Here is a 25,710-nt window from a genome sequence, read left to right on the forward strand (position 1 = left end):
GGATCGTTACGCGGCCGTGGGCAGTAGCCGCATTAAAACCGATCAACCGCGCGGATGCGTTCGCTCGCTTGGCGTGGGCACGCGGCTTCGATAGAGCGTGGCTGATGGACCGTATCATCATCCGCGGCGGCCGCCGCCTGACCGGCAAGCTCCCCGTTTCCGGCGCCAAGAACGCTGCGCTGACCCTGATGCCCTGCGCGTTGCTCACCGACGAGCCGCTGACGCTGCGCAACCTGCCGCGGCTCGCCGACGTCGACGGCTTCGGGCATCTGCTCAACCAACTGGGTGCGTCGACCCGGATCGAGGGCAGCAAGCCCGACGAATTCGGCCGCGTGATGACGATCCGCGCCGGGCAACTGACCTCAACCGAGGCCCCCTATGACATCGTGCGCAAGATGCGCGCGTCGATCCTCGTCCTTGGCCCGATCCTCGCGCGCGCCGGGCAGGCACGCGTCTCGCTGCCGGGCGGGTGCGCGATCGGCAACCGCCCGATCGACCTTCATCTGAAGGCATTGGAGGCGATCGGCGCGACGCTGGAGATGAGCGCGGGCTATGTCACCGCCACCGCGCCCGGCGGGCGGCTCTCGGGCGGCAGCTATACGTTTCCCGTCGTCTCCGTCGGCGCGACCGAGAACGTCATCATGGCCGCAGTGACTGCGAAGGGCAGCAGCCGTATCGACAATGCCGCACGCGAGCCCGAGATCGTCGACCTGTGCCGCTGCCTGATCGCGATGGGGGCGCGGATCGAGGGGGTCGGCACCGGCACGCTGGAGATCGAGGGCGTCGATGAGCTGCACGGCGCGACCTATGCCGTGATGCCCGACCGGATCGAGGCGGGCAGCTATGCCTGCGCGGTCGCCGTCACCGGCGGTGCGGTCGAGCTGACCAACGTCAACGCTGCCGACATGGGCGCAACGCTCGACGCGCTGCGCGAGGCCGGGGTCGGGATCGAGGAGCGGCGCGGGTCGATCATGGTCACGTCCGAGGCGGAGTTGAAGCCGCTGTCGCTGTCGACCGCGCCCTACCCGGGCTTCGCCACCGACATGCAGGCGCAGTTCATGGCGATGCTGTGCAAGGCGCCGGGCACCAGCACGCTGACCGAGACGATTTTCGAGAACCGCTACATGCACGTTCCCGAACTGGCGCGGATGGGCGCGGACATCAGCGTGCGCGGGCGCACCGCCGAGGTGACCGGGGTCGACCGGCTGGTCGGCGCACCGGTGATGGCGACCGACCTGCGCGCGTCGATGAGCCTGATCATCGCCGGGCTGGTCGCGGATGGCGAGACGACCGTCTCGCGCGTCTATCACCTCGATCGCGGGTACGAGCGGCTGGAGGAGAAACTGCAGGCGGTCGGCGCGGACATCGAGCGCGACGGCGGCGGCTGACCGGGCGCTTCGCCGTGCGGCGTTAACGGTTCGTCAACCAATTTCGATCAAGATCACGGCGGGGCGTTGACGAACCGGCGCGCAGTCGTTCCTGTCTCGGCCCTGCGGCGACACGAGTCGCCCGCACGCCCGAGGGTGGGAAACGATGGACGCGATGATGGGCGGTGCGCCGTCCGAGCAACTGGCAACGATCCTGTGGAGCGCCCGCAGCGCCGGCGCGACTCTCATCATCTCGCGCGGTCAGGACCCGGCGACGATCCGGCTGCTGCTCGACGAAGGCTTGGTGCGCGAGCGGCTGGGGCATCTGGTGCTGACGCTGAAGGGCTTGCAACGCCGACGGGCGTGCGCGCCGTATTGAAGGCGACGGTCGGCCCCACACGCCCCGCCATTCCCGCGAAGGCGGGAATCCAGAACGTCTGACGTTTATGGCTCGCGCGAAGACCTGCGCGTCTGGATTACCGCCGGCTTGGGGATCACGGGACGTGGTGGGCAGCGGACCGACCGCTTCCGGGAAGGCGAGTGGCGATAGTCGATCCTGGGCAGCTGCCGCCTTTCCCGAAAAGGATCGAGCTTCGGGAAAGGTGGCTAGATCGCCAGCGACAGGATCGGACGGCTCCACGTTGCCTTCATTGTCGGTGGTTTCGTGCCGACGACGACCGCGCCCATCGCCTCATAGAAACCGACCGAGGGTGGATGGGAAACGATCTTGATCGAGGCGATGCCCCGCCACCTCGCTTCCGCCATCATGTGCCGGAACAGCATAGACCCCACGCCGCTACCCTGAACGCCATCTGCTACGAACATCAGGTCCAGTTCGGGTTCACCGTCGAGGGTCAGACTGTAAAATCCGCACAAGGTATCGCCACGTTCAGCGATATGGAAAACATCTTTCTCGATCTGCGAGGGTGTGACCGCATAACCGTCGAGGATGCTTGCGTAATTACCGCTGTAAGCGGCTGAACCCTGCATCAGGTCGGTAAGTGCTTCCGCATCATCGGGCACGGCAGGGCGGATTGTAATCACGCCTGCTCCCTATCACCGGCTAGCCGTCCCCCACAATCGAGCGCGATGCAGGCAAGGCCACTTTCCCGTTTGGGAACCCGTAGCGGGGGAGGCCGCCCTGCCAGTCGCGCCTACAGGCGTCCGGAGCAGCCGCTTTCCCAAAATCTGTTCTGGATTGCTTTTTCCCGAAATGACCTGTCGGAGATGGAGAAACGAGAAAGATCGCGCTTAAAGGATGGCCGCTATTGGGAGCCCGGATTGCGCGCCTGAACGACCGGCTTTGGGCGGCTTCAGCGGTCCCTACAAAGCATCGAAATCAATTACCCCATACCGGTCCAGCCGCTGCTCCGCCGCCGGCATCGGATACTTCAACCCCGTCGCGCAATTGAACAGCACGACCTCTTCCTCCTCGTCGACCAGCCCGTCACGCAGCGCCTGCCGATACGCCGCCAGCGTCGCGCCGCCCTCCGGGCACAGCAACAACCCGTCCTTGCGCGCGCACTCGTCAACCGCCTTCAGGATCGCGGGATCGCCGACCGCCACCGCCCTGCCGCCGCTCTCGCGCACCGCGCGCAGGATCAGGAAGTCGCCGACCGCGCGCGGCACGCGGATGCCCGCGGCGACGGTATGCGCATCCTCCCAACGCTCGGCATGTTCCTCGCCCGCCTCATAGGCGCGTACGATCGGCGCACATCCCGCGGCCTGTACCGCAAACATCCGCGGCCGTTCCGCACCGATCCAGCCCAGCTTCTCCAGCTCGTCGAACGCCTTCCACATCCCGATCAATCCGGTTCCACCGCCGGTCGGATAGAAGATCGCTTTGGGCAGCCGCCAGCCGAGCTGCGCGGCCAGTTCCAGCCCCATCGTCTTCTTGCCCTCGACCCGGTACGGCTCCTTCAGGGTCGAAAAGTCGAACCACCGCCCCTCTGCGGCACCTTTGCCAACAATCGCGCCGCAATCGTCGATCAACCCGTTGACGCGCCACACCTTTGCGCCCTGTGCGGCGATCTCGCGGACATTCACCTCGGGTGTGTCCTCCGGGCAGAAGACGATCGTCTCGATCCCGACCCGCGTGGCATAGGCGGCGAGCGCGGCGCCGGCATTGCCGTTGGTCGGCATCGCGATCCGGGTGACGCCCAGTTCCTTCGCCATCGCCACCGCCATCACCAGCCCGCGCGCCTTGAAGCTGCCGGTCGGCAAGCGGCCCTCGTCCTTGACCCAGACGTTGGGGCCGGCGCTGGCAGGGATCGGGATCAGCGGCGTTTCGATTTCGCCGAGGCTGACGACATTGCGCGTCGCGCGCACGGGCAGCAGCTCGCGCCAGCGCCACAGATCGGTGGCGCGCCCGGCGAGCGTCTCGCGCGGGAGCGCGGCGCGGACCGCGTCGAGGTCGTAGCGCACGAGCAACGGCCGCCCGGCGCGGGAGAGATTGTGGAGCTGGTCCGCCACATACCGCTCGCCGGTCAGCGAGCATTCGAGATGCGTGATGAACGTCGGGCGGTCGGCGGAGAGGTTTTCGTTCATGCCGGTGGGTTTAACGGACGGGTGCGCGGGCGTCACCCTGCACGCACGCCGGTCACTCCCGCCTTTGCGACCTCACCCCAAAATATGCATCCACAGCGGTTCGCCGGTCAGGCTCTGCGATCCGCGGAGCCGTTCAAGCGCAGCAGCGACGCAGCGTTCCGGGCCGTCGTGCGTGACGATCGCGACCAGCACGCTGCCATCGGCGTGCGCGCCACGCTGGATCAGGCTTTCGATCGACACGCCCGCGTCGCGCATCGCCGCCGCGATCTCCGCGAGCACGCCGACGCGGTCCGCGACCGCGAAGCGCAGATAGGCGCGGCCGCGCCGCTCGCCGCTGTCCGCCGCCGCGGCCGTCGCCAGCGCATCGGCAGGCATCGCAAACGGCGGGCCGGACTCGCCGCGTGCGATGTCGATCAGGTCGGCGACCACCGCGCTGGCGGTCGGCCCCTCGCCCGCACCCGCGCCCTGGAAAAGCAGCCGGCCGACGAAATTGCCTTCGGCTACCACCGCATTGGTCGCGCCGGTGACGTGCGCGAGGGGATGGTCGTTGGGGACGAGGTGCGCGTGGACGCGCTGGAACAGCTTCTCGCCGTCCGCCTCGGCGACCCCGACCAGCCGCACGCGGTAGCCGAGCGCAGCCGCCTCCGCGATATCGGCGGCAAGCAAGTGGCGAATGCCGCTGATCGCGACGTCGCCGAACGCCGGCGCAGTGCCGAAGGCGAGGCTGGCAAGGATCGACAATTTGTGCGCCGCGTCGACGCCGTCGATGTCGAATGACGGATCGGCCTCGGCGAAGCCGAGCGCCTGCGCCTCGGCGAGCACCTCGGCGAAGTCGCGCCCCTCGGCCTCCATTTTGGAGACGATGAAATTGCACGTCCCGTTGAGGATGCCATAGACACGCGCGATCGCATTCGCCGCCGCGCCCTCGCGCAGCCCCTTGATGACCGGGATGCCGCCCGCGACCGCGGCCTCGAACTTCAGCGGCACGCCCGCGCCTTCCGCGACGCGCGCCAGTTCGAGCCCGTGATGCGCGAGCATCGCCTTGTTGGCGGTGACGAATCCCTTGCCCGCCGCCAGCGTGCGGCGCGCGAGGGCGAGCGCCGGGCCATCCGAGCCGCCGATCAGCTCGACCACGACATCGGCGTCCGCCTCGGCGAGCGACGCGGTGTCATCGACCCACGAAAAGCGCGACAGGTCGACCCCGCGATCCTTGGATCGATCACGCGCGGACACCGCCACGACCTCGATCGGGCGACCGGCACGGCGGGTAATCAGCGCGCGGTTCTCGTCAAGCACGCGGATCACGCCGCCCCCGACCGTCCCCAGCCCCGCCAATGCCACCCGCAACGCCTGCGCCATGTTCGCCTCCGTATCTGTAGCCCGCGCTGCTAGGCGGTGCGGCTGATGCTGTCGAGCGCGTTGAAATCAGGCGGGTTGCAATTCCTGCAATCAAGATGGGAATTATTGCACTTGCGTCCTAGCGTGTTGCGGCGCAAAAAAGGTGTGCCTTTCAGGCATCCTCTCCTAAAAACTTTTACAGCCGGGCCTTGCCCGGCTTTTTTTTGGCCCCGACGTCCGCTAGGCAGCGACTCGCCGCACCGAAGAGCGCGGACGAACAGGAAAAAACAGGACAGGATGCGCCGGTCGAACCGGCAGCGGAGCGGGGGACGGTCGGCGGGCCGTTCCCCGGGCGGGGCGCTTCACAGCGAGCGGAACATTACCAAAGCGTCCACCGGCCCCAGCGTCGGATGCCGGAACGCACCGGGTAGCCGCCCGACGATCGCAAATCCAAGCGACTGCCACAGATCGACCGCGCGGCGATTGCTCGACACCACGAAATTGAATTGCATCGCGGTGAAGCCGGCGGCTCGCGCGCGATCGAACGAATCGTGCGCCATCGCGCGCGCGACGCCGCGGCCCTGCGCGGCGCGGTCGACCATATAGCCGGCATTGGCGACGTGATCACCGCCGCCCGCCTGGTTGGCGCGAAGAAAATAGCTGCCGAGCAGCCGCCCTTCCTCTTCGAGAACAAAGGTTTGGCGATCCGCGCCACACCAATAGGCCACGGCCGCCGCCGCATCCATGTCGCACGGCAAGGCATAGGTTTCGCCGGCTGCGATTTCAGGAAGGATCAGCGTGGCGATCGCCGCCGCATCATCGGGCGAGGCAGGACGGATCATCATCGGCAGCGTCTTTAGAACGACGCGGGACGCTCATCAAATCGCAACGCAACTTGCGCGCTGCTGACACGAAGCGCGGGCATGGGCGTCGCAGGCAAGCTGCGGGGTCCGGCCATGAACCGTCGATGGATGCGATCGGGAACGACCCTCGCCCTGTTGTTGCTGTCGAGCCTGTCGGTCGCCGCCGCGCCGCAGACCGCCGAGGACGAGGTAGAGGGGGCGCGGTTTCGCGGCGCCACGGCGCTGGATGGCGAGGTCTTCCACATTCAGGGTCTGGCCTTGCAGGGGCAGCGCGTGTGGGTGACCTCGGTCGATCGCTTCACCCGGCGCGGCTTCCTGCATCTGTTCGACCGAGGGACGGGGCGGTTCGTGCGTCGGGTCGAGCTGACCGATGGTGCGCGCTATCATCCCGGCGGAATTTCGGTCGACGGGCACTCGCTGTGGGTGCCGGTCGCCGAGTTGCGCGCGGACAGCTCCGCGGTGCTGGTCGAGCTGGATACAGAGACCCTCCGGGTACGGCGGCGCATCCGGGTCGCCGATCATCTCGGCTGCGTTGCGGCGCAGGGGCGCTGGCTGGTGGCGGGCAATTGGAACAGCCGCTTGCTGTACGTCATCGACCGCGATGCGCCGTCTCGGATGCGGGTCGTCCCCAATCCCTCGCCGACGCGCTATCAGGACATCAAGTTCGCGGGCGGGCAATTGGTCGCGGGTGGCCCGCGATCATGGTGGAGCGGGACGGTCGACTGGCTCGACTGGCCGAAAATGACGCTGCGGCGCTCGATCGACGCGGGGGCCTATACCGCCGAGGGCATGGCGATCGAGGGCCGCGACCTGTATTTTGCGCCGGAGGACGGGCCGGGTCGCCTGTACCGCTTCCGACTGAAGGACGGCGCGTCGGCGTAACGGCTCAATCGAGCGGGATCAGACCGGCGACATCGTGCTGGTCCGCCGCACGCAGCCCGTCGGCGACACCGACGCGGTCCTCTCGACTGCGGTTCTGGCTGACCTTCCATTTGCCTTCAAGACGATCGACAGCGATCTCCACCCCGACAATACCTTTCAGCTGCGCCCGGATGAAGTCCGCCGGCGCATCCGCGACCGTCCACGGATCGGCTTGATCTTTCTCCGCCGCGGCCGTCAGCGTGGCGGTCTGCTCCAGCAACCATGCGGGATCGTCGACGGTTCGCGCCCTGCCCCGCGCTTGCACGATCACGTAATTCCACGTGGGCACGACCTTTCCGTGAACGCGCTTGCTCGGATACCATGACGGACTGACATAGGCTTGCGGCCCCTGGAACACGACGAGCGCCGGCGCACCCGCGCGAAGGTCGGCCACCTGCTCGTTCGCCCGGGCGAGATGCGCGCGGAGCACGTCACCTTGTGCCGTAACCTCGAGGCTGAAAGGAACGACGTTCGCGACGATGCCGTTGCAGCTCGCCGTCACGAGCGTCGCCAGCGGATGCGCGTGGATCGCCGCCCGGAGCACCTCCGGCCGATCTTCGCGGAAAGCAGGGGGCCGGTACATGGACCGGTTGTACGGAAGCGCATCGGCGTTGACCATCGTGGGTGTGCCCGCCCTGTAACAGGCCGCGGACTTGTGGCACGGAGGCGGCATGGCTTCCGCTCCCCTCCGCTCCCCCGTCGAACTCACGCTGCGTGGCGTGCTGCTCGGCGGCGTCATCACGCTGCTGTTCACCGCCGCCAACGTTTATCTGGGGCTCAAGATCGGGCTGACCTTTGCCACCTCGATCCCCGCCGCGGTGATCTCGATGGCGGTGCTGCGCGCATTTCGCGATTCGACGATCCTCGAAAACAATATCGTCCAGACCGTCGCCTCGGCGGCGGGGACGCTGGCGGCGATCATCTTCGTGCTGCCGGGACTGGTGATGATCGGCTGGTGGCAGGGTTTTCCCTTCGTCACGACCGCGACGATCACCGCGACCGGCGGCATCCTGGGCGTGATGTTCTCGGTCCCGCTGCGGCGGGCGCTGGTGGTCGATACCGTGCTGCCGTTCCCCGAGGGCCGTGCCGCGGCCGAGGTGCTGAAGGTCGGTGAGGAGAGCCGCCACGGCGGGGCGGAGAGCGCCAAGGGGCTGTCTGCGATCGTCGCCAGCACGCTCGCCGCTGCGGGCTTCTCCATCCTGACGCAGACGCGGTTAATCGCGGGCGAGGCCGCGCAATTCTTCCGCGTCGGCGCAGGCGCGACGGGCGTGAGCGCCGGGCTGTCGTTCGCGCTGCTGGGCGCGGGGCATCTGATCGGGCTGTCGGCCGGGCTTGCGATCCTGCTCGGCGTCGTGGTCGGCTGGTGGGTCGTGTTGCCGATCCTGACCGCCGCCGCCCCGCAGGCCGGCGACGTCGCGGCCTGGGCGAACGCCGTGTTTCGCAGCGACGTGCGCTTTTTCGGCGCGGGCGTGATTGGAGTCGCAGCGATCTGGACGTTGTTGCGCATCGCCAAGCCGGTGATCGGCGGGCTGCGCGCCTCGCTGACCGCCGCGCGCGGTGACAGCGTCGCCATCGAGGAACGCGACCTGCCGATCGGGATCGTCGCGGCGGTGAGCCTCGTGACGCTGGTGCCGATCGCGGTGCTGCTCCACTCAGTGGTGAGCGGCGGGCCGCTCGCCGGGCACGAATGGGCGCTGGTGGTGGGCAGCCTGTTGTTCGTGGCGGTCATCGGACTCGTGATCGCGGCGGTGTGCGGCTATATGGCCGGGCTGATCGGCGCGTCGAACTCGCCGGTGTCGGGGATTGGAATCCTGTCGGTGATCGCGGCGGCGACCTTGCTGGTCGGTCTGTTCGGACGCGGTGGCGAGGTGGCGCAGACGCAGGCGTTGGTCGCTTATGCGCTGATCGTGACCGGGATCGTATTCGGCGTGGCGACGATCTCGAACGACAATCTGCAGGATCTAAAGACCGGACAACTGGTCGGCGCAACGCCGTGGAGGCAGCAGGTCGCGCTGGTGATCGGCGTGTGCTTCGGCTCGGTGGTGGTGCCGCCGGTGATGCAGTTGCTTTATACGTCGTTCGGCTTTGCGGGGATGCCGGGCGCGGGGCCGAATGCGCTGGCCGCGCCGCAGGCGGCGCTGATCTCGGCGCTGGCGCAGGGCGTGCTGGGCGGCAATCTCAACTGGATGATGATCGGCTGGGGCGCGCTGGCCGGGGTCGCCGCGATCGCGCTCGACGAAGCGCTGGGGCGCGCTGGGCGGCTGCGACTGCCACCGCTGGGTGTCGGGCTCGGCATCTATCTGCCGATGAGTGCGACGCTGACGGTGGTGGTCGGCGCGGTGATCGGGCACTTCTATGACAAGCGCGCCGACACGCTGCCCGATGCCGAGGCGGCGAAGCGGCTCGGTGTGCTGACTGCCACCGGGATGATCGTCGGCGAGAGCCTGTGGAATGTCGTCTTCGCCGGGATCGTCTACGAGACCGGCACCGAGACGCCGCTCGCGCTGGTCGACGGGTTCGAGGGACCGGCGCTGATCGCGGGGACATTGCTGTTCGCGCTGGTCGCGTGGTGGCTCTATCGCCGCACGCGAAAACTGCACGCGGCGTGACGCGCGTCCGGCTGCGCTGGACCGGCAATCGCGGCGTAGGCACCGCCGGCTATACTACCTATGCGCGCGACCATGAGATTGCGGCGGACGGCAAGCCGGTGATCGCCGGCTCGTCGGACCCGCGCTTCCGCGGCGACGCGACACGCTGGAACCCCGAGGAACTGCTGCTCGGTGCAATCAGCGCCTGCCATCAATTATGGTATCTGCACCTGTGCGCCGATGCCGGCATCGTCGTCACCGCCTATCATGACGAGGCGGACGCGGTGCTGACACTCGACGCGGACGGCAATGGGCAGGTGACCGAGGCGACCTTGCGCCCGCACGTCACGATCGCCGCGGGCGGCAATGCCGCGCTGGCCGGGACGCTTCATGCGGAGGCGCAGCGGCGCTGCTTCATCGCGCGATCGGTCGCCTTCCCGGTGCGCCATGTGGCGGTGATCGCAGTCGCCGCGGTATGTTCTGGTTAACCATCTCCCGATAAGATGCGGGGCATGGTCATTGTTGTTCGTCATTGCGAGCGCAGCGAAGCAATCCAGGGCGTCCTGATCCGGCACTGGATTGCTTCGCTGCGCTCGCAATGACGGAGCTGCTGTGGTGAGCGGGATCCGCGCACGATCGACGTTGTTCGCGGTCGTGGCCGCGCTGGCATTGCTGGTGCGGTTGCTGGTGCCGGCCGGGTTCATGCCGCAGGTCGCGCACGGACAGGTCGCGATCGTCGCCTGCCCGGGCATGGCGATGGCGAGCACCGCGCATCACCACGGGCATGACACGCCCGCCCATAACGGTTTCGAGCGGCCGTGCGCCTTCGCCGCGGTCGCCGCGCCGGCTACGTTGCTCGCGATCGTGCTCTTGCTGGTACTGCCCTTGGCGGCAGTGGCCCGACGCCTTCTACTTCCAGAAAGCCAGCCTGCCTCGCGCATCGCGCTGCGCTGGCGTCCCCCACTCCGCGCCCCACCGACGATCCTCCCGACCCGCTGACCTGCTGTCGCGGCGCCCATCACGCGCGCCGAACCCGAGGACCCGTCATGACCCCTTCCCGTCCGGCTGCGATCGCGGCCGAACTCCAGCGCGCGGTGTGGCGCTGGCACTTTTTCGCCGGCCTACTCGTGCTGCCGTTCCTGCTGTGGCTGGCCGTTACCGGCGCACTGTATCTCTACAAGCCCGAGATCGAGCGGCAGGTCTATGCCGACTGGATTCACGTCACGCCAGGGCGCGGGACGCTCCCGCTCGAGACGCTCGCCGCGCGCGTCGGGGCCTCGGTCGGCGGCACGGTGATGCAGGTGCAGAAGCCCGCGCTTCTCGACGAAAGCTGGCGCGTCACGATCCGGCGCAGCAACGGCGAACTGCGAATGGCGTTCGTCGATCCGCATGACGCGCGGGTGTTCGGCACCACCAACCCCGGCGGCGTGATGCAGACCGTCAAGCATCTCCACAGCCTCGCGATCACTGGATGGATCGGCAATTGGCTGATCGAGATCGCCGCCGGCTGGTCGATCATCCTCGTCGTCAGCGGGCTGTACCTGTGGTGGGGGCGCGGGCGGACGGTGACGGTGCGCGGGCGCGCGAGCGGGCGGTTGTTCTGGCGCGACCTCCATGCGATGACCGGGCTGTTCGCGGGCGGGCTGATCCTGTTCCTCGCGCTCAGCGGAATGCCGTGGAGCGCGGTGTGGGGGCATAATGTGCAGGCGGGGGTCGCCGGCGCGGGCTGGGGTCGCCCCGCCGCACCCGGCGGCGAGGGCCATGCCGGGCACGACCTGCCGTGGTCGCTCCAGCAACATGCGATGCCGATGGGGCATGACGAGCCGCGTGTCTCCGCCGACCGCGCGCTGGCGGCGGCGCAGGCGCGCGGCATGGCGCCCGACTGGACGCTGACGTGGCCGGAGAGACCGGGCGCCCCGTATCTGGTCAGCGCGACGCTCGGGCCTTCGGAAGCGGCGCATGTCGTCTATGTCGATGCTGGGTCCGGGCGCGTGTTGCAGGACGCCGGGTTCAGCGACTTCGGCCGCCCCGGTCAGGTGATCGAGTGGAGCGCCGCGGTCCACCAGGGCAAGGAATATGGCGAGGCCAATCGGCTCATCATGCTCTTTGCCTGCACCGCGCTAGCGCTGCTGACGATCACCGCGCCGGTGATGTGGTGGAAGCGGGGTCCGCGCGGGCGAACGACGCTCCCCGACGCACGCACCGGCACCGGGTTGCTGGCGATCATGGGCGTCGCGGGGCTGCTGTTTCCGCTGACCGGGCTGACGATGCTCGCCGCGCTCGGCTATGGTCGGGTCAAGGCGGTGCTGGCCGCGGCTCAGGCGAGCCGGGCACGGAAGAGCTGGCCCTCCTCCACGACATAGACGATCACGAACGCCGCGACACCGATCGCGAGATAGCCAATCGTCAGCGGCAGCGTGGTGCCGGCATAGGATTGGCCGATCGCCGATCCGACCAGCACCGCGCCGACGCTGGTGATGAAGCCCTGCACCGAGGAGGCGGTGCCCGCGATCCGCCCGACCGGCTCCATCGCCATCGCGCCGAAGTTCGACCCGCACAGGCCGATGCAGGTCATGCTCAGCGACTGGAAAACCATGTAGCTGGCGAGCGTCTCCCAGCCCATCCACACCACCGACAGGTGCAGCACCGACAGCACGATCAGCGCCAGCACCGCGGTCTGCGAGATCAGCCGCGTGCCGAGCCGCTCGACCAGCCGGCTGTTCATGAACGACGCCACCCCCATCGCGCCCGCGCAGATCGCGAACAGGACGGTAAAGCGGTCGCCCGCGCCGAATTCGTCGACAAACACCTGCTGCGCCGAGGAGACGAACGCGATGATCCCGCCGAAGGTCAGCGACGCGGCAAGCGCATAGCCGAGCGAATAGCGGTTGGTGAGCGTCAGCCGGTAGCTGCTGGAAAGATTGGCGAGCGAGATCGCGGTGCGGCGCTCGACCGGCAGTGTCTCGGGCAGCCGGGTCAGCGTCCAGATTAGCACCAGCCCCGCAAAGCCGCCGAGTGCGTAGAAGACGAACCGCCACGGCCCGATCACCAGCAATCCCTGCCCGATCGTCGGCGCGAGGATCGGCACGAGGAAGAAGATCATCTGCGCCACCGACATCGTGCGCGCCATCGCGCGGCCCGAGGCATTGTCGCGCACCACCGCGACCGCGATCACGCGCGTCGAGGCGGACATCAGCCCCTGCAACACCCGCGCGCCGAGCAGGGCCGCGAACGTCGCCGAGGCGGCGGCGAAGACGCTCGCCCCGACGAACCCGATCAAGGTCGCGACCAGCACCGGCTTGCGCCCGTAGCGATCGGCGAGCGGGCCGTAGAGCAGCTGCCCGACGCCGAAGCCAAGCACATAGGCGGTCACCACCCATTGCCGGTGGTTGGCCTGATCGATCGCGAGATCGCGCCCGATATCGGCGAGCGCGGGGAGCATCAGGTCAACCCCCAGCGCGTTGACCGCCATGACCGCCGCGACGAAGATGACGAACTCGGTCGCGTGCATGCCCGGAGGCGCGGCGTGGGGCTTCATGTAAATTGTGTCCGTTTTCAATCGAATGGGCGGTCGATACTCGGTTGTGGCTCGGTAAACCACGCCGCTCCAGCGTCCGTGACGTAGAAATGATCCTCCAGACGGATCCCGAATCGCTCGGGCACCACGATCATCGGCTCGTTCGAGAAGCACATGCCCGGCGCGAGCGGGGTCCTGTCGCCGCGCACCAGATAGGCAGGCTCGTGAATCGACAGCCCGATCCCGTGTCCGGTGCGATGCGGCAGGCCAGGCAGGCGATAGTCCGGCCCCAGCCCCTCGCGCACCAGCACCGCGCGCGCCGCGTCGTCGATCTCCTCGCACGGCACGCCCGGCGCGACCGCAGCGAAGGCGGCGGCCTGTGCAGCATGTTCGATGTCCCAGATCGCCCGCATTTCGTCGGCGACTTTGCCAAAGGCATAGGTGCGGGTGATGTCGGAATGATAGCCGTGGACGCGGCAACCAGCGTCGACCAGCACCAGATCGCCCTCTGCCAAGGCACGATCGCCTGGCAGACCGTGCGGATAGGCGGTCGCCTGCCCGAATTGCACCGCGCAAAAATAGGACGGCCCGCCGCCGATCGCGCGATGCGCATCGTCGATGAACCGCACCACCTCGCTCTCGCGGATGCCGGGGCGCAGGATGCGCGCGGCGGCGGCGTGGACCGCCAGCGTCATCCGCATCGCCTGCGTCATCAGCGCGATCTCGGCGGGCGACTTGACCATCCGGCAGCCGTCGATCGCAGGCGCGCCGTCGACGGTGGTCAGCCCCGCCCCCACCAGCCGACGTGCCCAGCTGTAGAAAAGCATCGGATCGAGCGCGAGCGTCGCACCGGCCGGCAGCGCGTCGGCGACCAGCGCGACCGGGTCCTCATCCTCTTCCCACAGCGCCAGATCGGCGCTGATGGCGAGTTCCGCCTCCAGCGATCCGCGCTCGAACGCCGGGCAGATCAGCCGCGGGGTGCCCGCGACGGGCAACAGCAGCGCGACCAGCCGCTCGCTCGGGTTCCACGGCACGCCGGTGAAATAATGGAGCGACGGGCCGGCCTGCACCAGCAGCGCATCGGCGCCCAGTCCGGCGGTCAGCGCGCGGGCACGCTCCAGCCGCGCGTTGCGCTCGGCCGCGTCGATCGGCGGGGCCTTGTTCGCCCAGGGAGTGATAGCGGCAAGTTCCGCCGCCGCGCTGGATCCGCCGATCGTCATGCCATGCTCCGTATCATTGGGTCATGTCGCCGCATCGGCGGCGGACAATAACATAGGTGGTTACCGCTTGTTTACTCCTGCCCCCCTAGACCAAGCACAGGGATAAGAAGTGAGAAGGGGCCATGGCATCCAAACCGCTGATCGACAACCGTCGGGAGCCACGCATTCCGGCCGAGTGCCGCGGCCTCGCGCGGCTGGCCGTATCGATCGAGATCCTCGACGCTTCGGCGGCCGGGTTGCGCGCGCGCGCCGGCATGTCGCTGGCAGCGGGGGCGCTGTTGAAGCTGACGCTGCCGGGCGGCGCTGAGCGCCATGCACGCATCGCATGGGTGGACGATCACGTCTTCGGCTGCGAGTTCATGAAGCCGTTGAACAGCAAGGAGTTGCGCGATCTCGTCGATGCGACCGCCAACGCCGCGCCTTATGCGATCTGCGCGTGACCGGTCAGCGTGACGCGGCGCGCGGCGCGATCGACGGTGATCGTCGCATCGCGTAGCCGCAGGACGAAGCCGGGCGCGTCGCGCCAATCGTCGTCGCGCATCGGCTGACCGTCGAGCCGTAGCCACGTCGCATCATGCGCGATCGCCGGGTCGGCGAGCGACGCGCACGCCGCGCGCTGCTGCGCGAGATCGGCGACGAACGACTCGAGTGCGCGGTCGCGGCCCTCCCAGTCGAGCCACAACAGTTCGTCCTGCGCGTAACCGTTGTTGTTGCCGGCCTGCGTGCGCCCGAACTCGTCACCGGCGGTCAGCATGATCGTGCCGCGCGTCGCAAACAATGTCGCGAGCAGCGCGCGCACGTCGGCGTCGCGCGCATCGCGGATCGCGGGGTCATCGCTGTCGCCCTCGGCACCATTGTTCCACGCGATCTCGCCGGCATGGCCATCGCGATTGTCCTCGCCATTGGCGTGATTGTGGCGCGTGGCGAAGGCGACGGTATCGGCGAGCGTGAAGCCGTCATGCGCGGCGACGAAGCCGACCCCGCGCGTGCGGTTGCCGAACACATCGCTGGAACCCATCATCCGCGTCGCCAGCGCACCGGCACTGCCGTCCCCGCGCCAGAAGCGACGCACATCGTCGCGATAACGGTCGTTCCATTCCAGCCAGTCGGCCGGGAAGCTGCCGAATTGATAGCCGCCGGGGCCGATGTCCCACGGCTCGGCGATCAGCACGCGGTCCCGCAGCACCGGGTCGGCGGAGATTTCAGCGAAGATCGGGGCGGCGGGGTCGAAGCCGGGACCGCGCGCCATCACGGTTGCGAGGTCGAAGCGGAAGCCGTCGATCCCGGCTTGGCGGACGAAGTGCCGCAGTGTGTCGAGCGCCAGCGCGCGCACCGCGGGATCGGCGAAGTCGAGCGTGTTGCCGGTGCCCGCGTCGTTGATGAGCGACCCGTCGGGCGCGCGCGCGTAAGCGGCATCGTCGAGCCCGCGCAGCGACAGCGTCGGGCCGAGCAGGTCGCTCTCGCCGGTGTGGTTGAGCACGAGGTCGAGGATCGTCCCGATCCCCGCCGCGCGCAAGGCCAGGACGGTGGCGCGCAGTTCGGCGATGCCGCCGGGGACGAGCCGCGGGTCGAGCGCCATCGGCACGACCGGGTTATAGCCCCATCCATTGCCCAACCCGAGCGGGGGCAAGTGGCGCTCGTCGATCCACGCCACGATCGGCATCAGCTCGACCGCCCCGACGCCGATGCGGCGAAGATGCGCGATCACCGCCGGGTGCGCGAGCGCAGCGATCGTCCCGCGCTGCGCTTCCGGCACGTCGGGGTGGCGCATCGTGAAGGCGCGAACGTTGACCTCGTAGATCAGCTCGCCGGGACGGAACAGCGTGGGCAAGTCGAGCGGCGCAAGCGGCGCGGTGACGATCGCCTTCGGAACCAGCGCCGCGGTATCGATCCGCGGTTCGCGCAGATGCGGGTCGTAGACGAAGTGCCCGTCGAGCGTCACCGCATGCGGATCGACCAGCAGCTTGGCCGAATCCGCATCGGTGCGGAAACCGTAGCGCGTTCCCTCCGCCGCCCCGGCGACATAAGCGTGCCAGTCCTCGCCGCTGCGCCCCATCGCGACGCGTCGCTCGGTATCGCCGTCAAAGAGGGACAGCCAGACCGCCTCCGCGCGCGGCGCGCGGACGGTGAAGTCGACGCCGCCCGCGACGATCGTCGCGGTCACGTCACGACGTCGGGCTGCTCGCGTCCGGTATGCGCGCGGATGCCGGCGATCTCCTCCGCCGCGGCAACGATATCCGCCAGCATTGCGCCCGTCTCGGCATCGAGATCACCACCGATCGGCTCATAGCGTTCGAGGTACACGCGCAAGGTCGCGCCGCTCGTGCCGGTGCCCGACAGGCGGAAGACGACGCGGCTGCCGCCCTCGAACAGGACGCGCACGCCCTGGTTGCGGCTCACCGAACCGTCGGTCGGGTCCTCATAGGCGAAGTCGTCCGCCGCCGCGACGGTCAGCGCGCCGAACGACGTGCCCGGCAGCGTGGCGAGCTTGCCGCGCAACTCCGCCATCAGCGTGTCGGCGGCGGCGCTGTCGACGCCCTCGTAATCGTGGCGGGCGTAGTAGTTGCGGCCATATTCCGCCCAGTGATCGCGCGCGATCCGGTCGACGCTCTTGCCGGTCGCCGCGAGGATGTTGAGCCACAGCAGCACCGCCCACAGCCCGTCCTTCTCGCGGACATGGTCGCTGCCGGTCCCAGCGCTTTCCTCGCCGCAGATCGTCGCCATCCCGGCGTCGAGCAGATTGCCGAAGAACTTCCAGCCGGTCGGCGTCTCGTACGACGGGATGCCGAGCTTCTCCGCCACGCGATCCGCCGCGGCGCTGGTCGGCATCGAGCGCGCGATCCCCTTCAGCCCGGCGGCATAGCCGGGCGCGAGATGCGCGTTGGCGGCGAGCATCGCGAGGCTGTCCGACGGGGTCACGAAGCGCCCGCGCCCGATGATGAGGTTGCGGTCGCCGTCACCGTCCGACGCCGCGCCGAAATCGGGCGCGTCGGCCGCCATCATCGTCTCGTAGAGTTCGTGCGCGTGGACCAGATTGGGGTCGGGGTGATGCCCGCCGAAGTCCTCCAGCGGCGTGCCGTTGCGCACGGTGCCCGGCGCGAAGCCGAGCCTTTTCTCAAGGATCTCGGTCGCATACGGGCCGGTCACCGCGCTCATCGCGTCGAACGCCATCGTCAGCTTCGCGGCGCGGATTGCGTCAAAGTCGAACAGCGTCTCCATCAGTTCGGCGTAATCGGCGACCGGATCGATCACCTCGACCGTCAATCCCTCGACCTGCGTCTCGCCGGGCGTGTCGAGATCGATATCGGCGGTGTCGGCGGCGTGCCATTCCGCGATCGACAGCGTGCGCGCGTGGATCGCCTCGGTCACTTTCTCGGGCGCGGGGCCGCCGTTCGACACATTGTACTTGATCCCAAAATCCTCGTCGGGCCCGCCGGGATTGTGGCTTGCCGACAGCACCAGCCCGCCAAGCGCGCCGCGCTTGCGGATCACGTTCGAGGCGGCGGGGGTCGACAGGATGCCGCCCTGCCCGACCACGACGCGCGCGAAGCCCGCCGCCGCCGCCATGCGGATCGCGGTCTGGATGACCTCGCGGTTGAGATACCGGCCGTCACCGCCGATCACCAGCGTCGCGCCCTCCTTGCCCTCGACCACGTCGAAGACCGACTGGATGAAATTCTCGGCATAGTTGGGCTGCTGGAACACCTTCACCTTCTTGCGCAGCCCGGATGTGCCGGGCTTCTGGTCGGTGAAGGGCGAGGTCGAAACGGTACGGATCATGCGGACAGCAGCTCCCGGTAAAGATCGGCATAGCGGCGCCCGCTGGTCGCCCAGGAGAAGTCCGCCGCCATGCCCGCGCGCTGGATCGAGGCCCAGCGATCGGGCGTGGCAAATAGCCGTAACGCAAGCGCAATGGCCTGCGCCAGTGACTCGTGCGTGACGGCATCGAACTGGATGCCGGTCGCCACGCCGGCGTCGAGCGCCGCATCATTGGCGTGGATCACGGTGTCGGCCAACCCGCCGGTGCGCGCGACGACCGGCACGCAGCCATAGGCAAGGCCATAGAGCTGGGTCAGCCCGCACGGCTCGAACCGCGACGGGATCAGGATGGCGTCGGCGCCGCCCTGCATCAGATGCGACAGCGCCTCGTCATAGCCGATCCGCACCCCGATCCGGCCGGGGTGCCGCGCCGCCGCCTCCTGAAAGGCATGTTCGAGCCACGCATCGCCCGAGCCGAGCAACGCCAGCCGTCCGCCGCCCGCGACCAGCGCGTCGAGCGTGTCGGCGAGCACGTCCATGCCCTTCTGCCACGTCAGTCGCGACACGACGCAGAACAGCGGCCCGTCGCCCGGTTCGAGCGCAAATGCCTGTTCCAGCGCGTCTTTGTTGATCGAGCGCAGCGCCAGGTTGCTGGCGTCGTAGCGCTCGGGAAGCGCCGCGTCCGCCGCCGGGTTCCACACCGCCGGGTCGATGCCGTTGACGATCCCCGACACGCGGTCGCGGCGCGCGCGGATAAGTCCTTCGAGTCCCATGCCGAAATCGGAGTGCAGGATCTCGGCGGCGTAAGTGGGGCTGACGGTGGTGATCGCGTCGGCGGCCTCCAGCCCGGCCTTCAGATAGCCGACCCCACCATAATATTCGACGCCATCGACCGCGAAAGCACGGTCCGGGAGCGCAAGTGACCCGAAAATACCGGCGTCGTAGCGCCCCTGGAACGCGATATTGTGGATCGTCATCACCGATTTCGCAGCCCGGGCGCGGGCGGGCGCAAAACGGAGATAAGCCGGCGCCAGCCCCGACTGCCAATCGTGCGCGTGAAGCACGTCGAAGCGGAAGCCCTTGACCGCGCCCGAGGCGAGATCGGCCGCCGCGCGCCCGAACGCGGCGAAGCGTCGCCAATTGTCGTCCCAGTCGCGCCCCGACGGATCGCCATAGGGCCCGCCCTCGCGCGCGAAATAGCCGGGCGCATCAAGCACCAGCAATTTGTGTCCGCCGATCGCGCCCGACAGCAGCCGCGCCGGCGCGCCGATCAGGTCCGGCCAGTCGTGGAGCGCCGCCGATCCCTGGATCGCTGCCATCACGCGCGGATAGCCGGGGACGAGCGTGACGACGTTCACGTCATGCGGCATCAACGCCGCGGGCAGCGCGCCGACCACGTCGCCGAGCCCACCGGTCTTGACGAGCGGATAGGCTTCGGAGGCGACCGACAGGACCGAGATCGTCATGCCGTCACAGCTCCAGCCGGTCGATCATCGGCTGGGTGACGAGGCACACGCCCTTGTCGGTGCGGCGGAAGCGGTGCCCGTCGAGCACCGGGTCCTCACCGACCACCAGCCCGTCGGGAATGATGACGCCGCGGTCGAGCACCACCTTGCTCAACCGGGCGTTGCGGCCGATCTTGCAATAGGGCAGCACCACCGCCTCATCGAGCGACGAGTAACTGTGCGTGCGCACGCCCGTCGAGATCAGGCTGCGGTGCACGTTCGACCCGGAGATGATCGTGTCGCCCGCCACGAGGCTCGACACCGCCTGCCCCCGCCGCCCCTCGATATCATGGACGAATTTGGCGGGCGGGGTCAGCTCCGAATAGGTCCACAGCGGCCACTCGCGATCGTAGAGGTCGAGCTGCGGGACGACATCGGTCAGGTCGATATTCGCCTCCCAATACGCGTCGACCGTTCCGACGTCGCGCCAATAGGCGGCGGGCTCTTCGGGCGAGCGGACGCAGCTCGCCGAGAAGCGGTGCGCATGGGCATGGCCGTGCTTGACCAGATACGGAATGATATCCTTGCCGAAATCGCGCGATGACCCTTCGGTCGCGGCATCACGGCGCAATTCCTCGATCAGCAGCTTCGTGTTGAAGACATAGATGCCGAGGCTGGCGAGCGCGATATCGGGCTGACCGGGGATCGACGGCGGATCGGCAGGCTTTTCGACGAAGTCGACGATCCGGTCGTTGCCGTCGACGTGCATGACGCCGAACGCGACCGCCTCCATCCGCGGGACTTCCATGCACGCGACCGTGACATCGGCACCGCTGTCGCAGTGCTGTCGCAGCATGATCTCATAGTCCATCTTGTAGATATGGTCGCCGGCGAGGATGACCATGAATTCCGGCGCGCTCTCGGCAATGATGTCGATGTTCTGGTAGACCGCGTCGGCAGTGCCCTCATACCATTGAAATTCGCTGATCCGCTGTGAAGCGGGCAGGATGTCGAAGCTCTCGTTCCGCTCGGGCCGCAAGAAGTTCCACCCGCGCTGCAGATGGCGGATCAATGAATGCGCCTTGTACTGCGTCGCAACGCCGATACGGCGAATACCCGAGTTGATCGCGTTCGACAAAGCGAAGTCAATAATCCGGCTCTTACCACCGAAGTAGACAGCTGGTTTCGCACGCGTATCGGTTAGTTCCTTTAACCGGCTGCCCCTGCCCCCGGCGAGGACATAGGCCATTGCATCGCGCGCCAGCGGCTGACCTTTGCGTTCGTCCACGTCAGGCTCTCCTTCCCTGCATCTTTACTTGTCGTTCATCAGGCGTTAACCATGTTGTCACGGTCTTGACGCCAAAAGGCGCGGGTAACGTGAGTGTGTGCGTAGCCAGAACACGACGACTATCGAGAGGATCGCCGATGCACCCCGCCTGCCAACCCCGTTCCGCCGACGGTTTGATCCGCGGCGTCGCCTGTGCGCTCGTCCCGTCGCTGCTTGCCTGGGGCGCGATCTTCGCGCTCGTCGGCCGGATCGTCTGAACCGGGGTCACGCCTCCGGTTCCCATTCGAGCATCACCGTCGCCAGCGGCGGCAGCGTCACTTCCGCATGACCGCCGCTCGCGACCACGCCACCGAGATTGCCCAGCCCCGAGCCCCAGTAATCGTGCGCGTCGGAATTGAGCACCTCGCGCCAGCGGCCGTCGTGCGGCAGCGGGACGCGATACGGCATCCGCGCCACCGGAGTCATGTTGACGATCACCGCGATCGGTGCCGCGCCCGGTGCCGAGCGTAGCCAGACGAACACCGAATTGGCGGCATCGTCCCGCACCAGCCAGCGGAAGCCGTCGCGCTCGCAATCGCGGGCATGGAGCGCGCGCTTCTCGCGGTAGAGGCGGTTGAGATCGCGGACCAGCTTTCGGACGCCATCATGCGCGTGCGAGTGGAGCAGATCCCAGTCGAGCGACCGCTCCTCGCTCCATTCGGCGCGCTGCGCGAACTCCTGCCCCATGAACAGCAGCTTCTTGCCGGGATAGCCCCACATCATCGCATAATAGGTGCGGAGATTGGCGAACTTCTGCCAATCGTCGCCGGGCATCTTGGTCAGCATCGAGCCCTTGCCGTGCACGACCTCGTCATGGCTGATCGGCAGCACGAAATTCTCGTCGAAGGCATAGACCAGCCCGAAGGTGATCGCGTCGTGGTGATGCTTCCGGTGGACCGGCTCACGCGCCATGTACTTCAGCGTGTCGTGCATCCAGCCCATGTTCCACTTGAACCCAAAGCCGAGCGCGGTGCGCGGGGCCTCGTCATAGGCGGGGGCGGAGACGCCGGGCCAGCTGGTCGATTCCTCGGCGACGGTGAACACGCCGGGCTCGCGGGCGTAGAGCGCGCGATTGGCGGCGCGCATGAAGTCGACCGCCTCCCAATTCTCGCGCCCGCCCTCGCGATTGGCGATCCACTCGCCATCCTTGCGCGAATAATCGCGGTACAGCATCGAGGCGACCGCATCGACGCGCAGGCCGTCGACATGATAGCGCTCGGCCCAGAAGAGCGCGTTGTTGACGAGGAACGCCGACACCTCGCGCCGCCCGAAATTGTAGATCGCGGTGTTCCAGTCGGGGTGGTAGCCGAGCCGCGGGTCCTCATGTTCGTACAGCGCGGTGCCGTCGAAGCGAGACAGGCCATGCGCGTCGGTCGGGAAATGCGCCGGCACCCAATCGAGCAGGACGCCGATCCCGGCGCGATGCGCGCCGTCGACGAAGCGCGCGAAGCCCTCGTGATCGCCGAACCGCGCGCTGGGGGCATAGAGGCCGGTGGTCTGATAGCCCCAGCTCGGATCATAGGGATGCTCCGAGATCGGCATGAACTCGATGTGCGTAAAGCCCATCGACGCCGCATACGGGATCAAGCGTTCGGCCAACTGGTCCCACGTCAGGAACCAGCCGTTCTCGTCGCGCTGCCAGCTGCCGGGATGGACCTCGTAGATGCTGATCGGCGCGCGACGCGGATCGACCGACGCCCAAGCCTCGCGATGCGCGGCGTCGCCCCATTCATGGTGCATCGGCGCGGTGGTCAGCGAGGCGGTCTTGGGGCGCAGCTCGGCGGCGAAGGCATAAGGATCGGCCTTGAGCGGCTGGAGCGTGCCATCGGGACCGGTAATCGCATATTTATAGGCACGGCCCGCGCCGATGTCGGGCAGGAACAGCTCCCAGACGCCGGTGTCGCTGCGCCGGCGCATCCCGTGGCGGCGCAGATCCCAGTCGTTGAAGTCACCGACCACCGCCACGCGCCGGGCATTGGGCGCCCAGACCGCGAAATGGACGCCCTCCGCACCCTCGTGCACGATCAGGTGCGCGCCCATCTTGTCGTGAAGGCGGAAATGCGTGCCTTCGTTCATCAGGAAATCGTCGGTCGGCCCGAGCACCGGGCCGAAACTATACGGGTCGGTCACCCACCATTCCGCGCCACCGCCCTGCGCGACATAGCGCAGCGGTTGCGGATCGCCGTCGATCACCCCCTCGAACAGTCCGCGATCGTCGACCCGCGTCAGCGTCCCAAGCGCCTCGCCCGCCAGTGTATGCGCGACCGCGACATCCGCCCCCGGTATCCAGACGCGCGCGAACGTGCCCTCCGGCCCGTGATGCGGGCCGAGCAGCGCAAAGGGATCCTCGTTGGTGCCGTCCAGCAGCGCATCGATCGCGGCGGCGGGCGGCTTCACTTCACGCCCCAGATCTCGTGTGCATATTCGCCGATCGTGCGATCCGACGAGAACCAGCCCATGTTCGCGACGTTGCGGATCGCACTGCGGCTCCACCCGTCACGATCCGCCCAGCGCGCATCGACGTCGCGCTGCGCAGCGGCATAGGCGTCGAAATCGGCCGCCACCATGAACCAGTCATGGTCGTACAGGCCGTTCATGAGATCGCGGTAGCGGTCGTGGTCATCTGGTGAAAACACACCGGACGCGATCGCGTTCACCGCCTGCGCGAGTTCCGCCGAATTTTCGATGACCTCACGCGGGTTGTAGCCACCGGCACGCTTTGCCGCGACCTCGTCGGCGGTCAGGCCGAAGATCACGATATTGTCGGCACCGACATGATCGCGAATCTCGACGTTCGCGCCGTCGAGCGTGCCGATCGTCAGCGCGCCGTTGAGCGCGAATTTCATGTTGCCAGTGCCCGATGCCTCCATGCCGGCGGTCGAGATTTGCTCGGACAGGTCGGCGGCCGGCACCATCCGCTCGGCGAGGCTGACGTTGTAATTGGGGACGAACGCGACCTTGAGCAGCCCGCCGATCGACGGATCGGCGTTGACGCGCCGCGCGACGTCGCCGGCCAGCTTGATGATGAGCTTGGCCTGATGATAGCTCGACGCCGCCTTGCCCGCGAACAGCTTGACGCGCGGCGTCCAGTCGCGTTCCGGGTGGCTGCGGATCTGATCGTAGAGCGCCACCGTTTCGATGATGTTGAGCAACTGGCGCTTGTATTCGTGGATGCGCTTGATCTGCACGTCGAAGATCGCCGACGGATCGAGCCGCACGCCCATCTCGGTGCGCAGATAGTCCGATAGTGCGGCCTTGTTCGCGCGCTTCACCGCCGCGAAGCGTTCGCGGAACGACGCATCCTCGGCGAACGGCGCGAGTGCGGTCAGCCGCTGCGCATCGTCCATGAAGCCGTCACCGATCGCCTCGCGGATCAGCGACGTCAGCCCCGGATTGCATTCCTGCAACCAGCGGCGCGGGGTGATGCCGTTGGTCTTGTTGTTGATCCGTTCGGGGTAAAGGTGATGGAGGTCGGCGAAGACCGTCGTCTTCATCAGGCCCGTATGCAGCGCCGCCACGCCGTTGACGCTGTGCGAACCGGCAAAGGCGAGATTGGCCATGCGGACGCGCCGCTCGCCGCCCTCGTCGATCAGGCTGATCGCGGCGATCGCGCGGTCGTCCAGCCCGTCCGCTTGCCGCGCGGCGCGAAGCAATCGGGCGTTGATCGCATAGACCAATTGCATGTGGCGCGGCAGCAGCCGTTCGAACAGCGGCAGCGGCCAGCTCTCCAGCGCCTCGGGCAAGAGCGTGTGGTTGGTGTAGCCGAACGTCGCCTGCGTGATCTCCCACGCCTCGTCGAAGGCGAGGCCGTGCTCGTCGAGCAGCAGCCGCATCAGCTCGGCGACCGATACCGCCGGATGCGTGTCGTTGAGCTGGATCGCGGCGCGGGTCGGCAGCGTGCGGATGTCGCCGAAATACTGGACGTGGCGGCGGACGATGTCCTGGATCGAGGCGGAGGAGAAGAAATATTCCTGCCGCAGCCGCAGCTCCTGCCCCGCCGCGGTCGTATCATTGGGGTAGAGGACGCGCACCAGGGTTTCGGCGCGCAGCTGGTCGGCCATTGCGCCCGCGAAATCGCCCTGGTTGAACGCGTCGAGCTTGAACGGATCGAGGCTGCGCGCGGTCCACAGCCGCAGTGTGTTGACGCGCCGCCCGCGCCAGCCGACCACCGGCGTGTCGACCGCCATCGCCTCGACGATTTCGCCCGGCTTCCACGTCACCGCGCCGCTTTCGTCGCCGTGCACCTCGCCGCCGAAGCCGATCACGTACGCGCTTTCGCGGCGGCGGAATTCCCACGGGTTGCCGTATTGCAGCCACGTCTCGGGCAGTTCGACCTGCCAGCCGTCATCAATCCGCTGGCGGAACATGCCGTTCACGTAGCGGATGCCGTAGCCGTAGGCGGGCAGGTCGAGCGTGGCGAGGCTCTCCATGAAGCACGCCGCCAGCCGGCCGAGGCCACCGTTGCCGAGTGCGGCGTCAGGCTCAATTTCCTCCAGCGCGGCGAGATCGACGCCCAGTTCGCGCAGCGCTGCCGCCACCTCCTCGCGCGCCGACAGATTAGCGAGCGTGTCGCGCAGCAGTCGTCCGATCAGGAATTCGAGGCTGAGATAATAGACGCGCTTCGCCCCCGCGGCATGCGCGGCCTTCGTGGAGACCATCCAGCGTTCGATGATCTCGTTACGGACGGTGAGGATCGTCGCCGCCAGCCAGTCATGCGGACGCGCGGCCTGCTCGTCCTTGCCGATGCGATGCACCAGCGTGTCGAGGATATTGAGCGCCAGCGGACCCCGCTGCTGCACGGTTTCGGTCTCGATCACC

21 protein-coding genes are annotated in these 25,710 nt (G+C 67.9%); 8 read left to right on the forward strand and 13 right to left on the reverse strand.

Annotated features, from left to right (window positions below):
- Positions 1–104: 104 nt before the first annotated feature.
- Both murA and SPHPH_RS0113455 read left to right on the forward strand, forming a co-directional pair.
- Entirely contained in the window at positions 105–1,388 is a 1,284-nt protein-coding gene (murA, locus tag SPHPH_RS0113450) for a UDP-N-acetylglucosamine 1-carboxyvinyltransferase (RefSeq protein ID WP_028967154.1), read from the forward strand.
- A 145-nt stretch (positions 1,389–1,533) separates the two neighbouring features.
- The gene (locus SPHPH_RS0113455; RefSeq protein WP_156026025.1) at positions 1,534–1,746 is read left to right on the forward strand and encodes a hypothetical protein; all 213 of its coding nucleotides are present in this window, start codon (positions 1,534–1,536) and stop codon (positions 1,744–1,746) included.
- A 227-nt stretch (positions 1,747–1,973) separates the two neighbouring features.
- Here the strand turns inward: SPHPH_RS0113455 and SPHPH_RS0113460 are convergent, their stop codons facing one another.
- From SPHPH_RS0113460 to SPHPH_RS0113475, 4 genes are all read right to left on the reverse strand, one after another.
- On the reverse strand, positions 1,974–2,411 hold the full coding sequence (locus SPHPH_RS0113460; RefSeq protein ID WP_028967156.1) for a GNAT family N-acetyltransferase: 438 nt from the start codon (positions 2,409–2,411) through the stop codon (positions 1,974–1,976).
- A 279-nt stretch (positions 2,412–2,690) separates the two neighbouring features.
- Positions 2,691–3,914 carry a threonine synthase gene (locus SPHPH_RS0113465; protein WP_028967157.1) on the reverse strand — a complete coding sequence of 408 codons (1,224 nt, stop codon included), beginning with the start codon at positions 3,912–3,914 and terminating at the stop codon, positions 2,691–2,693.
- A gap of 72 nt (positions 3,915–3,986) precedes the next feature.
- Positions 3,987–5,273, reverse strand: a complete 1,287-nt coding sequence (locus tag SPHPH_RS0113470; RefSeq protein ID WP_028967158.1) for a homoserine dehydrogenase — start codon at positions 5,271–5,273, stop codon at positions 3,987–3,989.
- A 341-nt stretch (positions 5,274–5,614) separates the two neighbouring features.
- The gene (locus SPHPH_RS0113475; RefSeq protein WP_028967159.1) at positions 5,615–6,097 is read right to left on the reverse strand and encodes a GNAT family N-acetyltransferase; all 483 of its coding nucleotides are present in this window, start codon (positions 6,095–6,097) and stop codon (positions 5,615–5,617) included.
- A 111-nt stretch (positions 6,098–6,208) separates the two neighbouring features.
- On the opposite strand from SPHPH_RS0113475, the gene SPHPH_RS20540 reads away from it, so the two are divergent.
- Complete coding sequence (locus tag SPHPH_RS20540; protein WP_156026027.1) at positions 6,209–6,997, forward strand: DUF6454 family protein; 789 nt, start codon at positions 6,209–6,211, stop codon at positions 6,995–6,997.
- A 4-nt stretch (positions 6,998–7,001) separates the two neighbouring features.
- On the opposite strand, the gene SPHPH_RS0113485 is transcribed toward SPHPH_RS20540, so the two are convergent.
- On the reverse strand, positions 7,002–7,655 hold the full coding sequence (locus SPHPH_RS0113485) for an FMN-binding negative transcriptional regulator (protein ID WP_238303094.1): 654 nt from the start codon (positions 7,653–7,655) through the stop codon (positions 7,002–7,004).
- Positions 7,656–7,707: 52 nt separating this feature from the next.
- Here SPHPH_RS0113485 and SPHPH_RS0113490 point away from each other — a divergent pair, with 52 nt between their 5' ends.
- From SPHPH_RS0113490 to SPHPH_RS19815, 4 genes are all read left to right on the forward strand, one after another.
- Entirely contained in the window at positions 7,708–9,645 is a 1,938-nt protein-coding gene (locus tag SPHPH_RS0113490) for an OPT family oligopeptide transporter (RefSeq protein ID WP_028967162.1), read from the forward strand.
- Positions 9,642–10,112, forward strand: a complete 471-nt coding sequence (locus tag SPHPH_RS0113495; protein ID WP_028967163.1) for an OsmC family protein — start codon at positions 9,642–9,644, stop codon at positions 10,110–10,112. Before SPHPH_RS0113490 ends, SPHPH_RS0113495 begins: the two co-directional genes overlap by 4 nt.
- Positions 10,113–10,239: 127 nt before the next feature.
- A complete protein-coding gene (locus tag SPHPH_RS19810; protein ID WP_156026029.1) occupies positions 10,240–10,623 on the forward strand; it encodes a DUF2946 family protein in 384 nt (127 codons plus the stop codon).
- Positions 10,624–10,670: 47 nt separating this feature from the next.
- Positions 10,671–11,987 carry a PepSY-associated TM helix domain-containing protein gene (locus SPHPH_RS19815; protein ID WP_081668633.1) on the forward strand — a complete coding sequence of 439 codons (1,317 nt, stop codon included), beginning with the start codon at positions 10,671–10,673 and terminating at the stop codon, positions 11,985–11,987.
- Here SPHPH_RS19815 and SPHPH_RS0113510 read toward each other — a convergent pair.
- Together SPHPH_RS0113510 and SPHPH_RS0113515 are read right to left on the reverse strand one after the other, a co-directional pair.
- On the reverse strand, positions 11,942–13,162 hold the full coding sequence (locus tag SPHPH_RS0113510; RefSeq protein WP_238303097.1) for a multidrug effflux MFS transporter: 1,221 nt from the start codon (positions 13,160–13,162) through the stop codon (positions 11,942–11,944). The two genes, SPHPH_RS19815 and SPHPH_RS0113510, sit on opposite strands and share 46 nt — an antisense overlap.
- Positions 13,163–13,179: 17 nt before the next feature.
- Entirely contained in the window at positions 13,180–14,361 is a 1,182-nt protein-coding gene (locus SPHPH_RS0113515) for a M24 family metallopeptidase (RefSeq protein WP_028967165.1), read from the reverse strand.
- A gap of 122 nt (positions 14,362–14,483) precedes the next feature.
- Between SPHPH_RS0113515 and SPHPH_RS19820 the strand changes: the two genes are divergently transcribed.
- On the forward strand, positions 14,484–14,801 hold the full coding sequence (locus SPHPH_RS19820; RefSeq protein ID WP_037488589.1) for a PilZ domain-containing protein: 318 nt from the start codon (positions 14,484–14,486) through the stop codon (positions 14,799–14,801).
- Here SPHPH_RS19820 and SPHPH_RS0113525 read toward each other — a convergent pair.
- From SPHPH_RS0113525 to SPHPH_RS0113555, 6 genes are all read right to left on the reverse strand, one after another.
- Positions 14,783–16,525, reverse strand: a complete 1,743-nt coding sequence (locus tag SPHPH_RS0113525; RefSeq protein ID WP_028967166.1) for a glycogen debranching protein — start codon at positions 16,523–16,525, stop codon at positions 14,783–14,785. The genes SPHPH_RS19820 and SPHPH_RS0113525 overlap by 19 nt on opposite strands.
- The gene (locus SPHPH_RS0113530) at positions 16,522–18,141 is read right to left on the reverse strand and encodes an alpha-D-glucose phosphate-specific phosphoglucomutase (RefSeq protein ID WP_028967167.1); all 1,620 of its coding nucleotides are present in this window, start codon (positions 18,139–18,141) and stop codon (positions 16,522–16,524) included. The genes SPHPH_RS0113525 and SPHPH_RS0113530 overlap by 4 nt, the downstream gene beginning before the upstream one ends.
- Entirely contained in the window at positions 18,138–19,586 is a 1,449-nt protein-coding gene (glgA, locus tag SPHPH_RS0113535) for a glycogen synthase GlgA (protein ID WP_028967168.1), read from the reverse strand. Before glgA ends, SPHPH_RS0113530 begins: the two co-directional genes overlap by 4 nt.
- A 4-nt stretch (positions 19,587–19,590) precedes the next feature.
- Positions 19,591–20,853 carry a glucose-1-phosphate adenylyltransferase gene (gene glgC, locus SPHPH_RS0113540; protein ID WP_037488591.1) on the reverse strand — a complete coding sequence of 421 codons (1,263 nt, stop codon included), beginning with the start codon at positions 20,851–20,853 and terminating at the stop codon, positions 19,591–19,593.
- Between the two features lie 264 nt (positions 20,854–21,117).
- Entirely contained in the window at positions 21,118–23,289 is a 2,172-nt protein-coding gene (glgB, locus tag SPHPH_RS0113550; RefSeq protein WP_028967170.1) for a 1,4-alpha-glucan branching protein GlgB, read from the reverse strand.
- Positions 23,286–25,691 carry a glycogen/starch/alpha-glucan phosphorylase gene (locus tag SPHPH_RS0113555; protein WP_028967171.1) on the reverse strand — a complete coding sequence of 802 codons (2,406 nt, stop codon included), beginning with the start codon at positions 25,689–25,691 and terminating at the stop codon, positions 23,286–23,288. Before SPHPH_RS0113555 ends, glgB begins: the two co-directional genes overlap by 4 nt.
- Positions 25,692–25,710: the final 19 nt, after the last annotated feature.

The organism is Sphingomonas phyllosphaerae FA2 (assembly GCF_000427645.1).
Lineage (GTDB): Bacteria > Pseudomonadota > Alphaproteobacteria > Sphingomonadales > Sphingomonadaceae > Sphingomonas > Sphingomonas phyllosphaerae.

Excerpts from the sequence above, each read along its gene's own strand:
- SPHPH_RS0113470 (WP_028967158.1), bottom strand. The coding sequence starts at position 5,273 with ATGGCGCAGGCGTTGCGGGTGGCATTGGCGGGGCTGGGGACGGTCGGG.
- glgA (WP_028967168.1), bottom strand. The coding sequence starts at position 19,586 with ATGACGATCTCGGTCCTGTCGGTCGCCTCCGAAGCCTATCCGCTCGTC.
- SPHPH_RS0113515 (WP_028967165.1), bottom strand. The coding sequence starts at position 14,361 with ATGACGATCGGCGGATCCAGCGCGGCGGCGGAACTTGCCGCTATCACT.
- SPHPH_RS19820 (WP_037488589.1), top strand. The coding sequence starts at position 14,484 with ATGGCATCCAAACCGCTGATCGACAACCGTCGGGAGCCACGCATTCCG.
- SPHPH_RS0113475 (WP_028967159.1), bottom strand. The coding sequence starts at position 6,097 with ATGATGATCCGTCCTGCCTCGCCCGATGATGCGGCGGCGATCGCCACG.
- murA (WP_028967154.1), top strand. The coding sequence starts at position 105 with ATGGACCGTATCATCATCCGCGGCGGCCGCCGCCTGACCGGCAAGCTC.
- SPHPH_RS0113510 (WP_238303097.1), bottom strand. The coding sequence starts at position 13,162 with ATGAAGCCCCACGCCGCGCCTCCGGGCATGCACGCGACCGAGTTCGTC.
- SPHPH_RS20540 (WP_156026027.1), top strand. The coding sequence starts at position 6,209 with ATGAACCGTCGATGGATGCGATCGGGAACGACCCTCGCCCTGTTGTTG.
- SPHPH_RS0113465 (WP_028967157.1), bottom strand. The coding sequence starts at position 3,914 with ATGAACGAAAACCTCTCCGCCGACCGCCCGACGTTCATCACGCATCTC.
- SPHPH_RS0113530 (WP_028967167.1), bottom strand. The coding sequence starts at position 18,141 with ATGATCCGTACCGTTTCGACCTCGCCCTTCACCGACCAGAAGCCCGGC.
- SPHPH_RS0113455 (WP_156026025.1), top strand. The coding sequence starts at position 1,534 with ATGGACGCGATGATGGGCGGTGCGCCGTCCGAGCAACTGGCAACGATC.
- SPHPH_RS0113485 (WP_238303094.1), bottom strand. The coding sequence starts at position 7,655 with ATGGTCAACGCCGATGCGCTTCCGTACAACCGGTCCATGTACCGGCCC.
- SPHPH_RS19815 (WP_081668633.1), top strand. The coding sequence starts at position 10,671 with ATGACCCCTTCCCGTCCGGCTGCGATCGCGGCCGAACTCCAGCGCGCG.
- SPHPH_RS0113490 (WP_028967162.1), top strand. The coding sequence starts at position 7,708 with ATGGCTTCCGCTCCCCTCCGCTCCCCCGTCGAACTCACGCTGCGTGGC.